This window comes from Acinetobacter sp. P1(2025) (genome assembly GCF_051390655.1).
GTDB classification, from domain to species: domain Bacteria; phylum Pseudomonadota; class Gammaproteobacteria; order Pseudomonadales; family Moraxellaceae; genus Acinetobacter; species Acinetobacter junii.
Genome location: NZ_JBPKBJ010000055.1, coordinates 1 through 21,293, shown reverse-complemented (window position 1 = coordinate 21,293; position 21,293 = coordinate 1). Strand labels below are relative to the sequence as shown.

The 21,293-nt window shown below is 37.9% G+C and carries 19 protein-coding genes and 1 pseudogene; 11 read left to right on the top strand and 9 right to left on the bottom strand.

The window, feature by feature from the left end; translation table 11 throughout:
• Positions 1-196 precede the first annotated feature (196 nt).
• Positions 197-1,333, top strand: a complete 1,137-nt coding sequence (locus ACSC97_RS13355; RefSeq protein WP_336949700.1) for a glycerophosphodiester phosphodiesterase — start codon at positions 197-199, stop codon at positions 1,331-1,333.
• Between the two features lie 35 nt (positions 1,334-1,368).
• Here the strand turns inward: ACSC97_RS13355 and pnuC are convergent, their stop codons facing one another.
• A complete protein-coding gene (gene pnuC / locus ACSC97_RS13350; protein ID WP_436661386.1) occupies positions 1,369-1,938 on the bottom strand; it encodes a nicotinamide riboside transporter PnuC in 570 nt (189 codons plus the stop codon).
• A gap of 382 nt (positions 1,939-2,320) precedes the next feature.
• Here pnuC and ACSC97_RS13345 point away from each other — a divergent pair, with 382 nt between their 5' ends.
• The gene (locus ACSC97_RS13345; protein ID WP_436661384.1) at positions 2,321-3,265 is read left to right on the top strand and encodes a DMT family transporter; all 945 of its coding nucleotides are present in this window, start codon (positions 2,321-2,323) and stop codon (positions 3,263-3,265) included.
• A gap of 110 nt (positions 3,266-3,375) precedes the next feature.
• Positions 3,376-4,980, top strand: coding sequence for an alpha/beta hydrolase family protein (locus ACSC97_RS13340; protein ID WP_436661382.1), 1,605 nt, complete (start codon positions 3,376-3,378; stop codon positions 4,978-4,980).
• Between the two features lie 28 nt (positions 4,981-5,008).
• On the opposite strand, the gene ACSC97_RS13335 is transcribed toward ACSC97_RS13340, so the two are convergent.
• The 5 genes from ACSC97_RS13335 to rlmE form a co-directional block, all read right to left on the bottom strand.
• Positions 5,009-5,323 (bottom strand): DUF5713 family protein, encoded by a 315-nt coding sequence (locus tag ACSC97_RS13335; RefSeq protein ID WP_004956036.1) that lies wholly within the window; start codon positions 5,321-5,323, stop codon positions 5,009-5,011.
• A 110-nt stretch (positions 5,324-5,433) separates the two neighbouring features.
• On the bottom strand, positions 5,434-7,047 hold the full coding sequence (locus ACSC97_RS13330; RefSeq protein ID WP_436661379.1) for a vWA domain-containing protein: 1,614 nt from the start codon (positions 7,045-7,047) through the stop codon (positions 5,434-5,436).
• Between the two features lie 119 nt (positions 7,048-7,166).
• Complete coding sequence (gene folP / locus ACSC97_RS13325; RefSeq protein ID WP_436661377.1) at positions 7,167-8,024, bottom strand: dihydropteroate synthase; 858 nt, start codon at positions 8,022-8,024, stop codon at positions 7,167-7,169.
• Positions 8,025-8,203: 179 nt separating this feature from the next.
• On the bottom strand, positions 8,204-10,099 hold the full coding sequence (gene ftsH, locus ACSC97_RS13320) for an ATP-dependent zinc metalloprotease FtsH (RefSeq protein ID WP_416688375.1): 1,896 nt from the start codon (positions 10,097-10,099) through the stop codon (positions 8,204-8,206).
• Between the two features lie 136 nt (positions 10,100-10,235).
• Positions 10,236-10,886 carry a 23S rRNA (uridine(2552)-2'-O)-methyltransferase RlmE gene (gene rlmE / locus ACSC97_RS13315; protein WP_004908277.1) on the bottom strand — a complete coding sequence of 217 codons (651 nt, stop codon included), beginning with the start codon at positions 10,884-10,886 and terminating at the stop codon, positions 10,236-10,238.
• Positions 10,887-11,117: 231 nt separating this feature from the next.
• Here rlmE and yhbY point away from each other — a divergent pair, with 231 nt between their 5' ends.
• Both yhbY and ACSC97_RS13305 read left to right on the top strand, forming a co-directional pair.
• Entirely contained in the window at positions 11,118-11,441 is a 324-nt protein-coding gene (yhbY, locus tag ACSC97_RS13310; protein WP_004908282.1) for a ribosome assembly RNA-binding protein YhbY, read from the top strand.
• 7 nt (positions 11,442-11,448) lie between these two features.
• Positions 11,449-11,985, top strand: a complete 537-nt coding sequence (locus ACSC97_RS13305; RefSeq protein WP_436661374.1) for a DOMON-like domain-containing protein — start codon at positions 11,449-11,451, stop codon at positions 11,983-11,985.
• A 46-nt stretch (positions 11,986-12,031) separates the two neighbouring features.
• Here ACSC97_RS13305 and ACSC97_RS13300 read toward each other — a convergent pair whose 3' ends face one another.
• The gene (locus ACSC97_RS13300) at positions 12,032-12,640 is read right to left on the bottom strand and encodes a hypothetical protein (RefSeq protein WP_004956025.1); all 609 of its coding nucleotides are present in this window, start codon (positions 12,638-12,640) and stop codon (positions 12,032-12,034) included.
• A 360-nt stretch (positions 12,641-13,000) separates the two neighbouring features.
• Between ACSC97_RS13300 and carA the strand changes: the two genes are divergently transcribed.
• The 5 genes from carA (at position 13,001) to ACSC97_RS13275 (ending at position 19,303) form a co-directional block, all read left to right on the top strand.
• Complete coding sequence (carA, locus tag ACSC97_RS13295; RefSeq protein WP_436661372.1) at positions 13,001-14,140, top strand: glutamine-hydrolyzing carbamoyl-phosphate synthase small subunit; 1,140 nt, start codon at positions 13,001-13,003, stop codon at positions 14,138-14,140.
• Positions 14,141-14,154: 14 nt separating this feature from the next.
• Positions 14,155-17,388 (top strand): carbamoyl-phosphate synthase large subunit, encoded by a 3,234-nt coding sequence (gene carB / locus ACSC97_RS13290; RefSeq protein WP_004908293.1) that lies wholly within the window; start codon positions 14,155-14,157, stop codon positions 17,386-17,388.
• Between the two features lie 92 nt (positions 17,389-17,480).
• Positions 17,481-17,957 carry a transcription elongation factor GreA gene (gene greA / locus ACSC97_RS13285; protein ID WP_004878279.1) on the top strand — a complete coding sequence of 159 codons (477 nt, stop codon included), beginning with the start codon at positions 17,481-17,483 and terminating at the stop codon, positions 17,955-17,957.
• A 68-nt stretch (positions 17,958-18,025) separates the two neighbouring features.
• Entirely contained in the window at positions 18,026-18,652 is a 627-nt protein-coding gene (locus tag ACSC97_RS13280) for a CatB-related O-acetyltransferase (RefSeq protein WP_125318090.1), read from the top strand.
• A 213-nt stretch (positions 18,653-18,865) separates the two neighbouring features.
• On the top strand, positions 18,866-19,303 hold the full coding sequence (locus ACSC97_RS13275; protein ID WP_004956015.1) for a universal stress protein: 438 nt from the start codon (positions 18,866-18,868) through the stop codon (positions 19,301-19,303).
• Between the two features lie 143 nt (positions 19,304-19,446).
• On the opposite strand, the gene ACSC97_RS13270 is transcribed toward ACSC97_RS13275, so the two are convergent.
• A complete protein-coding gene (locus ACSC97_RS13270) occupies positions 19,447-19,764 on the bottom strand; it encodes an MGMT family protein (RefSeq protein WP_201898249.1) in 318 nt (105 codons plus the stop codon).
• A 91-nt stretch (positions 19,765-19,855) separates the two neighbouring features.
• Here ACSC97_RS13270 and ACSC97_RS13265 point away from each other — a divergent pair, with 91 nt between their 5' ends.
• On the top strand, positions 19,856-20,587 hold the full coding sequence (locus ACSC97_RS13265; protein ID WP_436661368.1) for a metalloprotease: 732 nt from the start codon (positions 19,856-19,858) through the stop codon (positions 20,585-20,587).
• Here the strand turns inward: ACSC97_RS13265 and ACSC97_RS13260 are convergent.
• Positions 20,584-21,171, bottom strand: a pseudogene (locus ACSC97_RS13260) (CapA family protein); the annotation flags it as partial. The gene ACSC97_RS13265 and the pseudogene ACSC97_RS13260 sit on opposite strands and share 4 nt — an antisense overlap.
• Positions 21,172-21,293 lie beyond the last annotated feature (122 nt).

Genomic DNA, 21,293 nt, shown 5'->3' with positions numbered 1-21,293 from the left:
GATGGATGTCTGGTGATTTGTAGTCATAAATTTTAGTCCCCACTTGTTTTTAAGTGGGGACTAAATTAAGGCTTATAGGATGAATTCATAAGGTGTGTTCAGCGGACGCTTACTAAAATTATCATCTTATTGTCATCCGTTTGATAAATTTAATTTGCACACTGACTGCTTTAATTAAAAATGAAAGAGTCAATTTATGTTAAAAAAAGCAGTGATTTGCCTGAGCTTACTCAGTTTAGTTGGTTGTAATGATGACAATAATGATCAAACCAACTCCAAACAACCGAATTATGAGCTACCGAAAATCTTAGTCGTTGGTCACCGTGGTGCTAGTGCTCTACGCCCAGAACACACACTCGCCTCCTATCAAAAAGCTATCGAAGATGGTGCAGATTTCATTGAACCAGATTTAGTTTCGACCAAAGATGGTGTGTTAGTCGCACGTCATGAAAATGAAATTAGTGGAACAACCAATGTTGCAGAATTGCCAGAATTTTCCAACCGTAAAAAAACTAAAGTCATTGACGGTGTAAGTATTGAAGGCTGGTTTACAGAAGACTTTACCTTACATGAGCTACAGCAACTGAAAGCGCGAGAACGAATTCCACAATATCGACCAGAAAACACTAAATACAATGATTTATATCCAGTTCCGACTCTAGAGCAAATTATTGAACTTGCTGATGCTCATTACAAAAAAACCGGCAAGATTATCGGCTTATATATAGAAACGAAACATCCAACGTATTTCCAAAATCAAAATCTAGCAATGGAAGATCGTTTAATTCAAACTTTATCTAAATATAAATACAGTCGAGATATTGCACCAATCTATCTTCAATCATTTGAAGTAAGCAATTTAAAATACCTTAAACAACAATTAGATTTGCACAAGAGCCTCAAACACGCACAACTCATCCAGCTTTATGATGAACAATCAGCTCGACCAGCAGACTATGTTGCTAAACAAATCTCGACAACATATGGAGATATGGCAACCGCTCAAGGCTTAAAAGAAGTGGCAAGCTATGCAAATGGTGTTGGACCATGGAAAGTATATGTCTTTAAAGATGCAAGCATGACTGAAACCACATCCTTTGTAAAAGATGCACACCAAGTCGGTTTAAAGGTTCATCCTTATACTTTCAGACCTGAGAATAATTTCTTGGCTGAATCCTTAAAATGCAGCTCAAAAGCTGACGAACGTTGTGAATCTGGCTCTATCAAAGAAATGCAACTCTACTTTAAAGCTGGCGTTGATGGTGTATTTACTGATGATCCAGCTATTGGGCGTAAAGCAGTACAAAGTTATTTAACTACCTCTGCACAATAAATCAAAAAATGGGTAGTTTCAGACTACCCATTTCCTTACATCGCAATTTGATTGCGCTTTACCTGTTGCCATTGCCACCAACCATAAGCCGCTAAACCTACAAATACCGCATACAAGCCTGCTGTTAATAGTAACTCTTTATAGATAAACATACCCACATAAACAATATCAACGACGATCCATAAAATCCAAGTCTCAATATATTTTCGACTTGTCCAATAGGTTCCTAGTAAACTAAATGCTGCTAACTGTGAATCCAGCATTGGAACAGATGCATCCGTAAATTGCTTAAGAAACACACCGAAGCACAAACCACCAATCGACGCTGAAATTATGTGCAGATACATCGATTTTATATTTATTGTTTCAACGCGAATTTCATGATCCTGGCGTTTTCCTGTCAGCCATACATACAATCCATATAGATTCATACCTACAAAGAAGAACTGTAGAATCGTTTCGCCATAGAGCTTAAAATTTAAAAAAAGATATGCATAGAGGACACATGCGAATACATTAAATCCCCAACACCACATATTTCGCTTTATGGTTAAGCTAACGCCAATAATACTAATTAAAACGGCGAAAATTTCTAAATTAGACAAATTAATACTTCAATGTAGTCCGATCTGTTTATTATGAGAAATTCTATTTAATAATCAATTTTTAAAATATGATTTTCCTTAAATCTATTTTATTGCCACTATAAATATGACTATTTTTCAGACATATCTTATGTTATAAAAATTACAAATATTCAGTTAAACCTCTTATGACTAAATCGAAAAGTTTTTCTCCACGCTTAGTACAAATTTCGCATCGCGTCTCAGCCTATGTAGCATGGCGACGTGTCTGCATTTTTATGCGAGGAAACTTTTCTAAAGTTGATTAAATGAATGACTAAATAAAACATTCACAACAGAAAGGTCGCCTCAACAGCGACCTTTTTTATTGCATAAAAAAACCAATCCATAAGGAAGTTATCAAATGACACAGTTACAACAAAAGAATTTTATTTCACCAACACAGACTTCGCCGACTGTAGCGATGTTTCACCCTCGCCTTGCTACAGTCGGGCAATTTATTGCGGTTGTATTGATTTGGTCGCTTACTCCGCTAGCAGCCGTCTGGACCGTGCATGAGATTCATTGGGCGTGGGGCTTGTTTATCCGATTCAGTTTGGCCATTCCTTTAGCACTCATTTGTTTAGTCTGCTTTCGACTTAAATTAACCCTCAGTAAACAGGCACTGATGAGTTATCTCGCAGGTGCATTAGGATTATTTGGTTCTATGACATTTTGCTACATGGGAGCAACTCGAGTTTCATCGAGCATGATTTCAATCATTTATGGAACAGCACCTTTATGGACAGGTTTGATTTCAGTTTTTATCCTTAAACAAGAACGATTTCATAACCGCCAATGGTTTGGTCTGACGATTGCCTTTATAGGCTTGTTACTGACAATGGGTATCGGTTCACGCGATATTCAACTTGATCTTGTTGGCGTGATTTATGAAATCATTGCAGTGATGCTCTATGTATTATCTATGTTTGCAATTGCACGAGTTGGAGCTGGTATACACCCTATCATTCAAATGACAGGTTCAACGATCGTGTCATGGTTAGGTTATGTATGCCTACTTCCCTTTTTTCTGTCAGCAATTCCAACAGAGCTGCCAAGCATTCAAACCTCTATAGCTTTACTCTATAGTGCTTTGTGCTCTTCAGTTTTGGCTATGATTTTTTATTTCCACTTAGTCCAAAAACTCAATCCAACAACAGTCATGCTCATTACGATTATTACACCAGTACTGGCAACAATTTGGGGTACCTTATTTAATCATGAGCAAATCCATTTATATTTGGTTACTGGATTGGGCTTGCTGTGTTTTGGTCTTTTTGCGTATACCTATCCTAGAACTAAATACTAGCTAATCAGAACTCGAGTTGGTCAGTAAAATGACCGACTCGTCGATAGCATAACCCGCTATGCTACAGTTACACTACTTATATAAAGATTTATTCAAGGATGAAAGAATCAATGCGTAGTAGCCTTTTATGGATTTGGTTCGCTGTATTTTTGATTTTACAAGGCTGTGTGCATGCCACTGTTCAACCAAATCAAATTTCTAAAGCTCATACGACTGAGCTAAAACAACGTTATTATCAAGTCAAAACAAAAGCTTCTGATGGAACCTTGATTGCTTTTACCGTCTATCAACCCAAACTATCAACAAATCAAACTGCCCCATTAATCCTCCATACACATGGTTTCGGCCTATCTCGCATGAAGCGCCCTGAACTAAGCTTGTATGGTTTTCTACTTCCAACTGGGCAGGTTGCCAAATCAGCTTGGAAAAAAGGCTATTGGGTCATCAGTTTTGATCAACGAGGACATGGGGGGAGTCAAGGAAAGATTCGCTTAACAGACCCTGAAAAAGAAGCACAAGATGTCATTACGATTTTAAATTGGGCTGAACAAAATTTACCGCAACTGGCTAAAAATCAAAATGGTGTTCGTGCTGGAATGATTGGTGAATCCTATGCAGGCGGTGTGCAATATATTGCTTCAGCTTTAGACAAACGATTACAAGCAATTGTTCCTATTACGACATGGTACGATATTGTTGAAAGTTTAGCCCCAAATGGTGTGCCAAAAAGTAACTGGATTGATTTCTTAAATCTGATTGGAGACTGGTGGAATTGGAACAAATTCGACCCAGAATTAAAACAAGCATATCGAGATACTCAACAGCAGCAACTCAACCCTTCCATTTATGATTTTCTAAAAACACATCAAGCTAGCTGGTTTTGCGAACGTGAACAACATCCTCAGGCTGATGCTTTAATTATTCAAGGATTTAGAGATGTACTTTTCCCATTTAATGAAGGTGTGAAAGCAACAAAATGCTTGCAAGAAGCGAATCGTCAAGTACATTTAATCGGTGTCGAAGGTGGGCATCTACAGCCATTTGCTCAACACTCTCCTTTGGGCAGTACACCTTTTTGGTATATTGGAAAATCTATTCGTTGTGGGAATCAAAAGAGCTACGATTTACAAAAAACCATAATAAGCTGGTTCGACCTCAAACTAAAAGATCAAAATTCATCATCTGAACTTCCTGAAGTCTGTATTGATCAAAGTCCAGTAATCCAAATCAATGATTTAAAACCGATTACATCCTACGATTTGAACAAAACATGGATTGCACCTAACACAACTCAGGATGTATTTATTCCTATCCATACAGCAAATAAAAAAAGCTTCATCACAGGATCATCTTTATTGTCACTTGCTGTCGAAACAGAAAATGATGATGCAACTTTTTTTATTTCAATGGCAGTCAAGTCAGCTCAAACAGGGAAATATAAGACTCTTAATGAACAAACAACGCCATTTAACCCAAAACGTAAGCAGCTTTATGACCAAATTATTTCTGGATTAAATTTAAAGACACATAATTATCAAGATGTTGAGTTACCAAGCATTAATACCCATCTTCAACAAGGAGATACGATTGGGCTACTCGTTCATAGTCAAAGTAAATATTACAAAAGAGTAAAACAGAACAAAGTTGAAGCTTGGATTTCTGGCCAAATAAAGTTACCTAAATTATGGAGTGAAAAAGAGGTAACTCAGCAGTAATTATTAAATAATTATATCGAGAGTGTGATTACCACTCTCGATTGGCAATTAACTCTTCCATTTCGATATCAAGATAACCTGCATCTTGAACAATCATCATCATAGCTTCAGCGATATAATCTGCGGCTGTATCATCTAAACTTGACTCTAAATCTTCAAACTGAGGTTTCATCTCATTGATTTCTTTGATCGTTTGATGAGCTACTGCGTAAATTTCCATTTCAGATAAATCAGACCGACTGACTTTCTTTGAAAATTGCTTAATATGTTGTTTGATTTCAGCCACTAGAATATCGGGATAATAATCATCATCAAACATCGGGAGAAGTAAATTTTCAAACATAAAAATGAATACATCAATAAAACGACATGCTTATATCACAATCTCATGTAAAGCACGATATTTAGGCATAAAAAAAGCGGCTCTATCAACCGCTTTTTAGAAAACAGATTTTAATCTTTTCGTGCACTTAAATTCGTGGCGATCTTAGCAAGCTCTACGAACTCTGCACGCATTTGATATGGATCAGGTTGGGTAGATTGCTGACCAAGTTGAATGATCTGATCCCAGCCCATTGCACCATTATATTGTCCACCTTTTAATTGCTGTGCATATGAAGCTACAGCAATCGCAAATCTTGTATCACTATTGGCTTTTCCTAGAGGCTTGCTACCAAGCTGAACAGCTTGATTCAATAAGATGCTTTTATCTTGATTTGGCAATTTATAGCGCAAATTTACAAATGCATATTCTGTTTTCTTTGAAGCATCGATTTTTGTGCTTGCTTGATAGCGTGAATCACTATTCCAGCCTTGCTGACCCACAGGAATAATTTCATATAGTGCTGTGACATTATGTCCTGCTCCAATGTCTCCAGCATCAACTTTATCATTATTAAAATCTTCCTGTTTCAACATACGATTTTCATAACCAACTAATCGATATTCTTTAACAGTTGCTGGATTAAATTCAACTTGAATTTTAACATCTTGAGCGACAGTGGCTAATGTTGATGATAACTGACGTTGCACGACTTTTTTAGCTTCATTCTTATTGTCGATATAAGAGTAATTACCATCACCTGCATCAGCAATTTGCTCCATTAATTCTTCATTGTAATTACCTGTACCATAACCTAATGCAGTCAAAGAAACTCCACTTTTACGCTTCTCAGCCACCATACCTTTTAAGGTACTAAAATCTGTAATTCCAACATTAAAATCGCCATCCGTTGCCAATAAAATGCGATTGATTCCATTTTTAATAAATGCTTTTTCAGCTTGTTTGTAAGCTAGTTGTATCGCCTGCTCTCCTGAAGTAGCCCCACCCGCACGAAGCTCATCAATTACACGAAGAATTTTATCTTTTTGATCACCTGAGGTGGGTTCTAAAACTAATTTTTCCCCGCTCGCATAAGTAATAATCGTTACTTTATCTTGGGGACGAAGCTGTTCAGTTAAGATTATTAATGTTTGCTTCACTAATGGCAATTTATCTGGATCATCCATACTGCCTGAAACATCGACTAAAAAAACAAGATTAGCAGCAGGTAACTGTTTGACTGATAAATCTTTTGCTTGAATGCCAATTTTGATTAATTTGGCATTTTCTTTCCATGGAGAATCAACAGTTTCCGTTGTCACTGAAAATGGATGGATTCCAACAGGTTGAGGATATTGATAATCAAAATAATTAATCATTTCCTCGACACGAATAGCATCAACAGGAGGCAAGCGACCATCATTCAGAAAACGTCTTGTATTGGTATAACTTCCTGTATCGACATCTATACTAAAAGTAGAAACTGCTTGCTCAGCTACGCGATGAACTGGATTGACTTCATTCTTTTGATATTTTTCTGTGTTTGCCTCAAGTTTTACTCGCTCAGGTGCAGGGATTGCAGCTATGTAAGACGGTGTAACCATCTTACGTGCCATTTCCGAAGACATGTGCGCAGTCGGCGGCGGTGACATAGCAACAATGCCTGTTTCCCTGACTGGATTACCACAAGCAACGAGCATAGAACTGAGTACTGCTAAACTCAAAATTTTCTTTGATTGATACATCTTAAAACCCCTAGATCTAATTTCAATTTTTTAAATATATCTTTTGATTAATATTCTACGTAAAAAAATAAAGATACACCGTATGTTAATGTATCTTTATCTTCATAATTTCTCTTAAATTACAATGAACTGAGCATCATTCTATTCCAAACATTGATTGCATCTTTAGTCGCCTTAACATCATGTACGCGAACAATACTCGCACCTTGCTGGATACTTAACATATGGCCCATGACACTGCCTACTGCACGCTCTTGTGCTGGTATACCTGCTAATGCATCACCAATAAATCTTTTCCTAGATAAACCAGATAGCAAAGGAAATCCCATGTGATTCAGTTTCCAAAACTCATTTAGTAATTGGAAGTTCTGTTGAGCATTTTTAGCAAAACCAAAACCAGGATCAAGAATAATATTTTCAGGTTTGATTCCAACTTGAACAGCTTGATCTAGACGCTGTTGTAACTCTTGAATCACGTCCTCTGTCACATTTTCATATTGATCTAACTGATTCATATTAGTCGGCTCACCACGCATATGCATTAACACTACAGGTATATTCAATTCGGCAGCCGTTTCTAATGCTTGGGGACGTGTGAGCGCACGAACATCGTTCCAAATATGTGCACCTGCTTTCACTGCCGCACGTATCACCTCGGGCTGACTGGTATCAATCGACATGATCACATCGTGTTTTGATAATGCCTCAACCACAGGAATAACCCGTTTAATTTCTTCTTCTAGTTCGACTGGTGAAGCATTCGGACGGGTAGATTCTCCGCCTATATCAATGATAGTAGCACCCTGCTCAATCATTTGTAACGCACGTTGTACTGCTTGATCTTTTTGATGATGCAACCCACCATCGCTAAAAGAATCAGGAGTTACGTTCAGAATACCCATAATTTGAGGTTGAGATAAATCTAAACTTAAACGACCACACTTCAACTGACAATTTGGTAATGGCATCAACTGCATTTAGACACTCCTCTCTCTAGTTCGTATATATTAACAAGACTGAAGTGCGCAAGCTGATGATTTATTTTCAATAGAATAATAAAGTTGCAATTTCCAAGCTAACAAATGCTCATTTTATTAATATATTTTTTAGAACATAAAAAAGAGCAACCTAAGTTGCTCTTTTTAATTTCAAAGTATTAACCCATTGCTGGTAATGGTGGTGGCGTAGATGGACCATCTTTTGGTGGTTCAAATGCAGCCACAGGATTCTCAGCAACATATACTTTTGGTGGACGAGGTTCACGCCCTTCCATGATGTCACGAATTTGGTCACGATCAATCGTTTCCCATTCCATCAAGGCTTTAACCATAGCATGTGCGATATCTTGATTATTTTCCAAAATATCACGAGCAACTTTATATTGTTGATCAAGGATACGACGAACTTCTTCATCTACTTTTTGTTGAGTAGCTTCAGAAATTGTACGACTACCAACATTTCCAAAGAAACCATTTTGGTTTTCATCTTCATAGACCATGACGCCAAGTTTTTCTGACATACCATATTTGGTTACCATCGCACGAGCCATTTTAGTCGCTCGTTCGAAGTCGTTTGAAGCACCAGTTGACATTTGATTAATGAAAACTTCTTCAGCAATACGACCACCAAATAAGATTGAAAGCTCATTCAACATCTTATCTTTATAATGGCTAGTTTGGTCTTGTTCAGGCAGCTGCCATGTCACACCCAAAGCCCAACCGCGTGGCATAATCGTTACTTTATGCACAGGATCAGTACCAGGCAAGATTTCAGCAACGATGGCATGACCCGCTTCATGGTACGCAGTAGCACGACGTTCTTCTTCACGAATCACCATCGACTTACGTTCAGGACCCATGTAGATTTTGTCTTTTGCATCTTCGAAATCATGCATGTCGACAGTGTTCTTGTTACGACGAGCAGCGAACAATGCAGCTTCATTCACTAAGTTTGCTAGTTGCGCACCAGAGAAGCCTGGTGTACCACGTGCAAGGACTTTAACATCAACACCAGTCACTGAAGGTAATTTCTTCAAATGAACATTTAAGATTTGCTCACGACCACGAATGTCAGGTAACCCTACCATCACTTGACGGTCAAAACGACCTGGACGAAGTAAAGCTTTATCCAATACATCTACACGGTTTGTGGCAGCAATTACGATCACACCTTCATTGCCTTCAAAACCGTCCATCTCTACAAGCATTTGGTTCAAAGTTTGTTCACGTTCATCATGACCACCACCTGTACCTGAACCACGATGGCGACCTACAGCATCAATCTCATCAATGAAAATGATACATGGTGCATGACGTTTAGCTTGTTCGAACATATCACGAACACGTGAAGCACCAACACCAACAAACATTTCAACGAAATCAGAACCAGAAATACTAAAGAAAGGAACTTTAGCTTCACCAGCAATTGCTTTAGCTAATAATGTTTTACCTGTACCTGGAGGACCAACCATTAACACACCACGTGGAATAGTTGCGCCAAGACGTTTGAATTTTGCTGGATCTTTTAAGAAATCGACAATTTCAACGACTTCTTGTTTTGCTTCGTCACAACCTGCAACATCAGTAAACGTTACCTTGATTTGATCTTCAGATAACATTTTTGCTTTTGACTTACCAAAACTCATAGGACCGTTTTTGCCACCAGCGCCACCGCCCATATTACGCATGAAGAACATGAATAATAAAATGATGAGCAATACTGGGAAACTCGCAATGAGAAGTTGCATCAAAATGCCTTGACGTTGCGGAGCTGTCCCCTCAACTACAACATTTTGTTTGTTCAAGCTTGGTAGCAACTCAGTGTCTTCAACTTGTGGGCGAACCGTTTCAAATGAAGAACCATTGGTTTTTTCACCGCTAATATTTAAACCGTCAATTGTGACTTGTTTAATCTGCCCAGCATTAACTGCTGCTACGAAATCAGAATATTTCATCGCGGCAGGCTTATTGCGGTCACTGACGTTGCTAAAAATCAAAATCAGAACACCGAGTATGATGAGCCACAATACGGCATTCTTGAAGTAATCGCTCAAGGCTTTATTCCCATATCAATCTAATTTGATCATACCTAATCTTGGCTGACCTTCACAAAAACAGCAATGAATTTGCGTTGCAAAAAACTTAAAAGGTACAAAATGCACAATTTTTAACAACTTGGCAAGTACACTTTTATTGCAATGCCTTTTTACGACCTTGTCCAATCAAAAAAACCTCTTTTGATCGAGCACGAGACGCCTCAGGTTTAGCTGTTTTTAATACATCAAAACTATCGACCACTTGCTTTCTGAATTCGTCAAAGCCCGAACCTTGGAACACTTTAACAATAAATTGTCCATTTGGTCCTAAAACTTTTTGAGCAAAATCCAAAGCCAATTCACAAAGATAAATTTGGCGCGGTTGATCAACAGCCCTATTACCTGATGTATTGGGGGCCATATCAGAAATTACAACGTCAACTTGACGTCCATTTAAAATATTTAACAATTTTTCAAAAACTTCTTCCTCTCGGAAGTCACCTTGTAAGAAAGTCACGTCAGGAAGTGCATCCATTGGTAAAATATCTGAAGCAATTACTAGACCATTAGAACCAACCAGCTTTCCAGCGATTTGTGACCAACTACCTGGTGCTGCACCAAGATCGACAACCGTCATTCCTGGTTTGATCATTTTATATTTTTCTTGGATTTCAAGTAACTTATATGCTGCACGAGCGCGATAACCTTCTTTTTGTGCTTTTTTCACAAAAGGATCATCCAAGTGCTCTCTCATCCATGCACGACTGCTTTTAGACAATTTTTGATTGGTAATGCGTGTCGCCATAACTCACTAAATTTCAAAAAACTTCTGATTAGTCATTGTACGTGAAAATTACTCTCATTACAGTACGGATGTACTTCATTCACACGAACTTTTACAGATTTTTTTCGATCATCTAGATTGGATATTTCTCTTATTTTTGATCATTTTTATCCATCCACAAGCACCATTAATCTATCTTAGAAACGGGATGCAAGTTATACTAGTTCGTTTTTCAAATCAGGTATTTTTTAAATGGCGGCTTTATCTATCCATGAGCGCAAACGTTTACGTCAAATTGGTCACGCGCTGAATCCAGTTGTTATGATTGGTGGTCAGGGTCTGACAGAAAACGTAATTGAAGAAACAAATCGCGCTTTGAATGATCATGAACTTATCAAAGTTAAAATCGCGGGTGAAGATCGTGAAGATCGTGCAGCTGTAATTGATGCACTTGTTGAAGCTACAGGCGCTGAATCAGTACAAAAAATTGGTAAAATTGTTTTGCTTTATAAGAAAGCGAACAAACAAAATCAAAATCTCTCAAATCTCGTTCGTTTTGCACATTTAAGCAAGTAATCAAGCTATGGCAAGTTATGAACTCTCTGCTTTCGATCGTTTTAGTGCAATTACCGTTGTTGGAGCGATTGAGCAACAAACACCAGCGACTATAAATGTTGGTTTTTGGGTTCGTGACCCAAATCAGTTTTTAATTTATCCCGATCTCGTCGCAGCACATCCTCGCCTCGACTTTTTATGGGAACAAACGTGTTTTGAAATTTTTGTAGGTGTGAAAGATGAAGATTTCTATAGAGAAATTAATCTTTCCCCTTCTCAAGCTTGGCAAGCTTATCAATTTGAAGAATACCGATTCCCTGAAAATATACCGCCACTTTCTGCATATGATATTGAGCTAAATCACTTACAGAAAACCCATTACGGATTAAATGTAAGTTTAGACCTTACTCAATTTATGCAAAGCAATAAGTTGAAGTGGTCAGATTTATATGTAGGTTTAACTGCTGTATTAAATACCACACAAGGTATGCATTATTTTGCAATGCAGCACAGTAGCCCTCAAGCCGATTTTCACAACAAACGTGATTGGCTACATCAATTTTAATCAATAAAAAAGCGAGAATATATCTCGCTTTTTTATTGGCTAGTAATTAACTAGCACGAACTTTGTTCCAAGCTTCTACAGCTTGATCTTTAGTACGTTTAAAACTGCCAACTAGCGTATCTTTGTGCTTAACAGAGATTTGGCTAATATCATCTTTTAATTCTTTGCTTACTTTTGTTAAATCTTCAATTAAAGCATTTAACTCAGTTTTCAACGCATTCTTTAATTCAACCAAGTTACCTTGAGAAGAATTTAGTTGTGATTTGATCACTTCAATACGTTGAAGTAAATCTTGCTTGATTTGAGTCAATTGATTTTGAATATTTTGATTCAATTCTTTAGCTTCAGTCTCAATTTTTTCTTGAGTTTCAGCAATCACTTCTTTCACTTGCTCTTGAGTTTCAGCAATTACTTCTTTCGCTTGTTCTTGAGTTTCAGCAATTACTTCTTTCGCTTTAGCAGTCTTTTCAGCTACAACTTCTTTCGCTTTTGCTGTTTTCTCTGCAACTGCTTCTTTAACTTCAGCAGTCTTTTCAGCTACAACTTCTTTCACTTCTGCTGTTTTTGCAGCAACAGTTTCTTTAGCTTTAGCCGTTTTCTCGACAGCAACTTCTTTCACTTCTTCAGCAGTTGTCGGCGCTTGATTCTCAGCCATTTTGATTCCCCTCTATACTGATTGTTGATTTTTTGGCTAGGTATAAGATAAATCGCTTCAGCATCGAATCAGGCAAAAATTGTCTAACAATTTGCATAATATCTCATTCTATACTTAGAAGAATGAGTTATTTTGCAATAGACACTCTTTTCTGCTCCTCATTTTTACACGTGTACTTTTAACTCACTTTAATAAATAAAACACATAGACTTTTCAGAGACTCATGCGTATAATGCGCTGTTAAGTTACAAGCGAGCAGACTGGAAGGAGGGGCATGTTTTTAAAGACAGCCTACCTTTTTTTATGTCTACTCGCTTTTTTACAGCCCTATTTTTGTGGTTTTAGTTCAGGAGCTTTGGTTTGAGCACCCCCGCCATTTTAGCCCTCGCAGATGGAACGATCTTTAAAGGAACGTCTATCGGTGCATCGGGTAGGACGACTGGTGAAGTCGTTTTTAATACTGCCATGACTGGTTATCAAGAAATTTTGACTGACCCAAGTTACGCACAGCAACTTGTTACGTTGACTTATCCTCATATCGGAAATACTGGCTGTAATAGTGAAGACGTTGAATCAGGTCGCATCCATAAAGTATGGGCGAATGGTTTAATTATTCGTGATCTTCCACTATTACACAGTAACTTCCGTTCTGAGCAATCACTTAGCGAATATTTACAACAACACAATGTTGTTGCAATCGCAGATATTGACACACGAAAGTTAACTCGTATCTTACGTGAAAAAGGAGCACAAAACGGTTGTATCCTTGCTGGCGAAAATATTACAGAAGAAGAAGCTATCGCCAAAGCACGTGAATTCGGTGGTTTAAATGGTCTTGATCTTGCTAAAGAATGCTGTGACCCTGAAGGTTTCGAATGGACTGAAGGTTCTTGGGCATTAGGCAAAGGTTTTACCCAACCAGAACTTAAATATCATGTTGTTGCATATGATTATGGTGTCAAAACCAACATCTTACGTATGCTCGCAGATCGCGGCTGTAAATTAACAGTTGTTCCTGCACAAACACCTGCTGAAAAAGTCCTTGCTTTAAATCCAGATGGCGTTTTCCTGTCAAATGGTCCTGGTGATCCAGCAGCATGTGACTATGCAATCGAAGCGGTTAAAACCATTGTTGAAAACACAACATTACCAGTCTTTGGTATTTGTTTAGGTCACCAAATTTTAGCGCTTGCTTCTGGTGCGAAGACGATGAAAATGAATCATGGTCATCACGGCGCCAACCATCCTGTACAAAACCTTGAGAATGGTACAGTGATGATTACTTCTCAAAACCATGGCTTTGCAGTTGATGAAAGCACCTTACCTTCAAACTTAAAAGTAACACATCGTTCATTGTTTGATGGTACAAACCAAGGTATTCATCGCACTGACAAACCAGCATTTAGCTTCCAAGGTCACCCTGAAGCGAGTCCTGGTCCACATGATTGCGCTCCGTTGTTCGATCATTTCATCGAACTTATCGAAGCAGCTAAGAAGTAATTAAGGAGCGAATAATGCCTAAACGTACGGATATTAAAAGCATCTTAATTATTGGTGCTGGTCCTATTGTCATTGGTCAGGCGTGTGAGTTTGACTACTCAGGTGCACAAGCATGTAAAGCGCTTCGTGAAGAAGGTTACCGTGTTATTTTGGTGAACTCTAACCCAGCGACCATCATGACCGACCCTTCAATGGCGGATGCAACTTATATCGAGCCGATCACTTGGCAAACAGTTGCACAAATTATTGAAAAAGAACGCCCAGATGCAGTTCTCCCAACGATGGGTGGTCAAACTGCATTGAACTGTGCACTTGCATTAGATGCTAACGGTATTTTAGAAAAATATAACGTTGAATTGATTGGTGCATCAAAAGAAGCGATTGAAAAAGCAGAAGATCGTAAACTTTTTGACATCGCAATGCGTAAAATTGGACTTGAATGTCCTCGTGCTGATGTTGCTGAAAGCATGGAACATGCATTGGAAATTCAAGCACGTTTCGGCTTCCCAGTGATCATTCGTCCGTCATTCACGATGGGTGGTTCTGGTGGTGGTATCGCATACAATAAAGAAGAATTTATTGAAATCTGTGAACGCGGTTTCGATCTTTCTCCAACTAAACAATTATTGATTGATGAATCATTAATTGGTTGGAAAGAATACGAGATGGAAGTTGTTCGTGATAAAAACGACAACTGTATTATCGTATGTGCGATCGAAAACTTTGACCCAATGGGCGTGCATACTGGTGACTCAATCACTGTTGCCCCTGCTCAAACATTGACAGATAAAGAATATCAAATCATGCGTAATGCATCGGTTGCTGTTCTGCGTGAAATCGGTGTTGAAACAGGTGGTTCAAACGTTCAGTTCGGTATTAATCCGAAAGATGGTCGTATGGTTGTGATCGAGATGAACCCTCGTGTTTCTCGTTCATCTGCGCTTGCGTCTAAAGCTACTGGCTTCCCGATTGCAAAAATTGCTGCAAAACTTGCTGTTGGTTATACCCTTGATGAATTGAAAAATGACATCACTGGCGGTGTAACACCTGCAAGCTTCGAACCAGCAATTGACTATGTCGTAACCAAGATTCCACGCTTTAACTTCGAAAAATTCCCACAAGCTGAGCCTGTTCTTACAACTCAGATGAAATCTGTGGGCGAAGTGATGGCGATTGGTCGTAACTTCCAAGAATCTGTTCAAAAAGCACTTCGTGGTCTTGAAGTCGGTGTTAGTGGCTTTGATGAAAAAATCGAAGTTGGTACAGCAAATGCTAAAGACATCATCTTAAAAGAGCTTAAAGTTCCAGGTCCAGATCGTATTTGGTATGTTGCCGACGCATTCCGTCATGGTTTCTCATTAGATGAAGTGTTTGAAGCAACGAAGATTGACCGTTGGTTCTTGATCCAAATTGAAGATATCGTTAAAACTGAAGCTCAAGTAAAAACTTTAGGTTTTGGTGATTTAAACGCTGACAATATCCGTTCATTCAAGCGCAAAGGTTTATCTGACCTTCGTATTGCTGACTTAATGGGTATTTCACAAAAGCAATTCCGTAAACAACGTTGGAACTTGGGTGTATATCCAGTTTATAAACGTGTTGATACATGTGCTGCTGAGTTCGAATCAGGTACAGCTTACATGTATTCAACTTATGATGAAGAATGTGAAGCAAATCCATCAAGCCGTGACAAAATCATGGTCATCGGTGGTGGTCCGAACCGTATTGGTCAAGGTATTGAGTTTGACTATTGCTGTGTACACGCTGCCCTAGCTATGCGTGATGACGGTTACGAAACAATCATGGTGAACTGTAACCCTGAAACTGTTTCTACCGACTATGACACATCTGATCGTTTGTACTTCGAACCTGTTACATTGGAAGATGTTCTTGAAATCGTACGTACTGAGAAGCCTAAAGGCGTGATCGTACAATACGGTGGTCAAACACCTTTGAAATTGGCTCGTGCTTTGGAAGAAGCCGGTACACCAATCATTGGTACATCTCCAGATGCGATTGACCGTGCAGAAGACCGTGAACGTTTCCAGCAAATGATTCAACGTCTACAGCTTCGTCAACCGAACAACAGCATTGTAAAATCTGCTGAAGAAGGTATCTCTGAAGCTGCAAAAGTGGGTTACCCGCTAGTTGTTCGTCCATCTTATGTATTAGGTGGTCGCGCAATGGAAATCGTATATAACGAAGAAGAACTTAAGCGTTACCTTCGTGAAGCAGTTCAAGCGTCAAATGAAGCGCCTGTTCTTCTTGACCGTTTCCTTGATGATGCAACTGAAGTTGATGTGGACTGCGTATCTGACGGTAAAGACGTCGTGATTGGCGGTATCATGCAACATATTGAACAAGCAGGTATCCACTCAGGTGACTCAGCATGTTCGATTCCTCCTTACTCTCTTTCACAAGAAGTTCAGGATGAAATGCGTCGTCAAACTGTTGCGATGGCAAAAGAGCTTGGCGTTGTAGGTTTGATGAACGTTCAGTTTGCAGTAAAAGGCAACGACATTTATGTACTTGAAGTGAATCCACGTGCATCACGTACGGTTCCTTTCGTATCGAAATGTATCGGTGAATCTTTAGCGAAAGTTGCTGCTCGTTGTATGGCTGGTCAATCTTTAGAATCTCAAGGATTCACTAAAGAGATCATCCCAACTCACTTTGCTGTAAAAGAAGCGGTATTCCCGTTTGCTAAATTCCAAGGTGTTGACCCAATGCTTGGACCTGAGATGAAATCTACAGGTGAAGTTATGGGTGTAGGTGAAACATTTGGCGAAGCATTCTACAAAGCTGTGCTTGGTTCAAATGAACGTTTACCAGGCTTGCCAACTGAAGGCGAAGTGAAATATGCATTCTTATCTGTTCGTGAATCAGACAAGAAATATATTGCTAATATCGCTAAACAATTGATTGCTTACGGTTTCAAACTTGTTGCAACCAACGGTACTTACCAAGTATTGCAAGAAGCTGGTTTGGAATGTGAAGCAGTCAATAAAGTGACTGAAGGTCGTCCACACATTGTAGACCGCTTGAAAAATGGTGAAATTCATCTTATTGTCAACACCACTGAAGGCAAACAAGCTCAATACGATTCTGCAATGATTCGTCGTGCTGCCCTACAAGGCAAAGTGTACTACACAACGACAATCAATGGTGCAGAAGCAGTTTGCCAAGCATTTGCTGTGAAATTGCCAATGGATGTATACCGCTTGCAAGATTTACAAACTGTAGGTTAATTCTCTACCGATAAAGTCCCGTCACCTTATCGGTGGCGGGCTTTTTCTTTTTTTAATCCTGTATTTTCCCAACCAATTTAGAGGGGACTAAAATGCAACGTTATCCTATGACTCCTGAAGGCAAGGTTGCCTTAGAGAAAGAATTACAACAGTTAAAAACAGTTGATCGCCCACGTATTACGCAGGCTATTGCTGAGGCACGTGAGCATGGTGACCTCAAAGAAAATGCTGAGTATCATGCAGCACGTGAGCAACAAGGCTTCTGTGAAGGTCGTATTCAAGATATCGAAGGTAAACTTGGTGCATGTCAGGTAATTGACGTTAAAGATCTTGAACAAAACGGTCGTGTTGTATTTGGTGTTACGGTAACGATTGAAAACCTAGATACTGAAGAACGTAAGACCTATAAAATCGTAGGCGACGATGAAGCAGATTTTAAAATTAATAAAATCTCAGTGAACTCTCCAATCGCACGTGGCCTATTAGGCAAAAGCGAAGGCGATGAAGCTAAAATTCAAACACCACAAGGTGAAGTTGAATACGAAATCGTAAGCGTGGAATACCTATAATATTCCAAGCCCAATTAACCCCTCACCTTTGAGGGGTTTTTCTTCTCAAATTATTCTGTGAAATGTAAATGGACTCAACTTCGATCAACTCCCCTGTTAAACATTGGTGTGAGTTCGAATTTATTGCGAAAACTGTAAAGAATCCAAATATCCATATTAAAGGTAATTATTCCTATTATTCTGCTTATTGGGATCAGGGTTTTGAACGTTGTGTAGTACGTTATCTACATGACAAAGTATCCACACCAGATAAACCAATAGACCAACTTTATATTGGTAATTTTGTTTGCTTCGGTGCCGAATGTGTCATTATGATGGGCGGCAATCAGCTGCATAGACCAGACTGGATCTCCACCTTCCCTTTTGATACACGCAGTTTTCTTCCTGCGGGTGACACCATAATTGCAGATGGCTGCTGGATTGGTAGCAGAGCCATGATCATGCAAGGTGTTAAACTCGGTGAAGGTGCTGTGGTTGCCACAGGAGCTATAGTCACTCAAGATGTCCCACCTTATGCAATTGTAGGCGGTGTACCTGCTAAAATTATTAAGTATCGTTTTTCTGAAACAGATATTGAAAGACTACTTTCTTTAAAACTCTATGAGCTTGATGAAAAGCAGATTTTAAAAATTAGGGAACTATTACAAACTGATCAACTTGATGATTTACACTCATATTTAGACAAAAGTCTATAAAATAATTAACTGTACAATACACCTCATGCAATTTTAATATTCTTATATTTTTCAAATAACTAAACACATCAAAACATCTAAAACCAACAATTATTCTTATGAAATTACTAGGTTTTATTATTCGAATAATAAGTTTAATATGAAAGTATAGTTTTTATTTTAAACAAAAATTTAGAAGCGAATCAAAGTGTAATATAATAAGGAGTATTTATCATGGCTTATCAAAAAATTCTTGTCGCTATCGACGACTCTGAAATTTCAGCAAATGTCATTCAGCAAGCAGCACAACTTGCTAAAGCTTTAAATAGCCAAATTACTTTGGTTCAAGTAATGACTTTAGACCCATATTTGGCAGATGCGTATTTACGTATGGGGCAAAGTAATGAATTGATCGAACGTGTGCGATCTTATGTTCAGGAAAATTTAACGAAAGCTCAAAAACAATTTGAAGAATTAGGACAAACAGTTGCAACTCAAGTTGTAGAAGGTTTTTCAGTTCATGAGGAAATTATTAAAGCTGCTCAAAATCTTGAAGTGGATTTAATTATCATGGGTTCTCATGGTAGAACTGGATTTAAAAAGTTTATTTTAGGTAGCGTTGCTCAGAAAGTTTTGGGAGAAAGTCATATTCCTGTTCTGATCGTTCGCTGATCTAAGGTTATCCTTAGTCTAAAAAAACTGCATGTCCGATTTCAGACATGCAGTTTTTTAATTATTTTAATAAGTCAGACCTATAATTTACTTATTAACATGATTTGATTCGATTGAATAAATTATTTATTTTAAGTACAAAATTAAAATATCCATTGATAATCTTTTAATTTAATTTTGTGATTCTCTAATAAAACACCTTCATTTTTTAATAGCTTTAATTGTCGATTTTCACCATTTTCATCTAAGTTTATGGTACTCACTTTACCTTGTGAATTAATTACCCGATGCCATGGAAGCTGACTTCCTTCATCTAAATTCTTTAAAACTGTACCTACAAGACGGGCATGTTTTGGTAGCCCAGCTAGTTTAGCAATTTGTCCATAGGTAGCGACCTTTCCAAATGGAATTAAAGCGACGACTTCAAGAATTTGGCGTTGTAGTTCATTGGTATCATTCATCATCATTACTCATAAAATCTGTTAGCATGTCTGAATCCACATTAAAATACTTCCATAACAATTAAAATCTTGACGAGTTGAGAGTTCGAAGATGCAATTGAAACTATTATTTGTATCCATACTGAGTATTGCGATTACAGCTTCATGCACACCTTCCAAAAAACCACCTATTAAAATTACCCCGTATAAATACAAAACTGATTCATCCGATCATTTGCCTATCGTATATGTTACTTTTGTTTATACAATCAATCGACCTCAAGCAAAGATCTTTGATACTAAAGCTCAGATGCAGAAAGAAATCGAAATCTTAAATCGTTACTTTTTGGATGAAAATAACAATAAGATTTTTAAATTTAAGATGAATCACTACTATTCATATCTTGATTTTACAAAAAGGAAATGTGATCTTGCTTCAAAACTGAATCAACCAATGGATTTAGTCACTGAAAATGTGCCTAGTGCACTCAAAGATTGTTTTCCTAAACGCAAAAGTAAAGAAGTTTTATTTATTATCTATGACTCCTACTCTCCTAAGCTGAAATATAGTGATATCACGAGTTGGGGATTTAGGAATCAAGGCCGACCTTTCATTCTAATTGATTGGGAACGATTAAATTATCAGACTCAAGCTGCGAGTATTCATGAAATGGGACATGCTTTTGGTCTCAATCATGTCTGTGCACCCAACGCCAAGAAAACCACACCGACAAATATCATGACTAGTTATGATTGCAAACTAGGCAGTGGCGGATTACGTAATCTTGGTTTTACTTCTGAGCAATTGAATATAATTTTAGATAATTACTCAAAGTATCCTTAAATATTTAGCTCTACATAAAACCCTAAATCATTTTTCTTAATTCTAAAATGATGTTGATTCAAGTCTTTGGTTAGGTAATCACTTGCTCGTTCAAATTGTTGCTGATTGACTGGATAAGGTTGCCAAAAGCTTGATAAATTATCAGTAAAAATAGGATACAACTGAACAACTTCTTTTACTAAATTAATTCGAACGATAGCTCCAAATGGTAAAGCTTGGTATTTTTCATATTCTCCATTGCTATTAAACACTCCATTACCGATGCCAAAAATCACAGGCTTATTATTTATATATCGAATGGGTTGAATCGTATGGGCACCATGTCCAATAATTAAATCAACACCAATCTGTGTAAATAAGTTGGCTAGTTTTTCTTGTTCAGGATGTATTGATTTAAAATCTATGCCCCAATGACAAATTAAAATGATTTTTGCATCTGGATTCTGCATACGATATTGCATGATCTGTTCAAATAGAATGGCATTTAAGCAAGCCACGCCTGCACTTTTACCTAATGCATAAAAGTCATAGTCTTGATAAGCAATATCACGATGCCAATAGCCATTAAAAATAGCAACTTTTTTAGGTTTGAGATTTGGTGGTGTTTCAAAAAGTATGCTGAAACAAAGCAGGTTGAATTTTGATAAAATAGAGAAATGCGAATAACTCTAGAAATCAAATGTCCAACCTGCCTCAGTGACAGTAT

Bases quoted from the DNA above. Each gene is read 5' to 3' on its own strand.
- ACSC97_RS13265 (WP_436661368.1), top strand. From the start codon at position 19,856: ATGCAATTGAAACTATTATTTGTATCCATACTGAGTATTGCGATTACA.
- ACSC97_RS13335 (WP_004956036.1), bottom strand. From the start codon at position 5,323: ATGTTTGAAAATTTACTTCTCCCGATGTTTGATGATGATTATTATCCC.
- ACSC97_RS13330 (WP_436661379.1), bottom strand. From the start codon at position 7,047: ATGTATCAATCAAAGAAAATTTTGAGTTTAGCAGTACTCAGTTCTATG.
- carB (WP_004908293.1), top strand. From the start codon at position 14,155: ATGCCTAAACGTACGGATATTAAAAGCATCTTAATTATTGGTGCTGGT.
- ACSC97_RS13280 (WP_125318090.1), top strand. From the start codon at position 18,026: ATGGACTCAACTTCGATCAACTCCCCTGTTAAACATTGGTGTGAGTTC.
- ACSC97_RS13340 (WP_436661382.1), top strand. From the start codon at position 3,376: ATGCGTAGTAGCCTTTTATGGATTTGGTTCGCTGTATTTTTGATTTTA.
- ACSC97_RS13300 (WP_004956025.1), bottom strand. From the start codon at position 12,640: ATGGCTGAGAATCAAGCGCCGACAACTGCTGAAGAAGTGAAAGAAGTT.
- ACSC97_RS13355 (WP_336949700.1), top strand. From the start codon at position 197: ATGTTAAAAAAAGCAGTGATTTGCCTGAGCTTACTCAGTTTAGTTGGT.
- rlmE (WP_004908277.1), bottom strand. From the start codon at position 10,886: ATGGCGACACGCATTACCAATCAAAAATTGTCTAAAAGCAGTCGTGCA.
- yhbY (WP_004908282.1), top strand. From the start codon at position 11,118: ATGGCGGCTTTATCTATCCATGAGCGCAAACGTTTACGTCAAATTGGT.
- folP (WP_436661377.1), bottom strand. From the start codon at position 8,024: ATGCAGTTGATGCCATTACCAAATTGTCAGTTGAAGTGTGGTCGTTTA.
- ACSC97_RS13270 (WP_201898249.1), bottom strand. From the start codon at position 19,764: ATGAATGATACCAATGAACTACAACGCCAAATTCTTGAAGTCGTCGCT.
- ACSC97_RS13305 (WP_436661374.1), top strand. From the start codon at position 11,449: ATGGCAAGTTATGAACTCTCTGCTTTCGATCGTTTTAGTGCAATTACC.
- ACSC97_RS13275 (WP_004956015.1), top strand. From the start codon at position 18,866: ATGGCTTATCAAAAAATTCTTGTCGCTATCGACGACTCTGAAATTTCA.
- greA (WP_004878279.1), top strand. From the start codon at position 17,481: ATGCAACGTTATCCTATGACTCCTGAAGGCAAGGTTGCCTTAGAGAAA.
- ACSC97_RS13345 (WP_436661384.1), top strand. From the start codon at position 2,321: ATGACACAGTTACAACAAAAGAATTTTATTTCACCAACACAGACTTCG.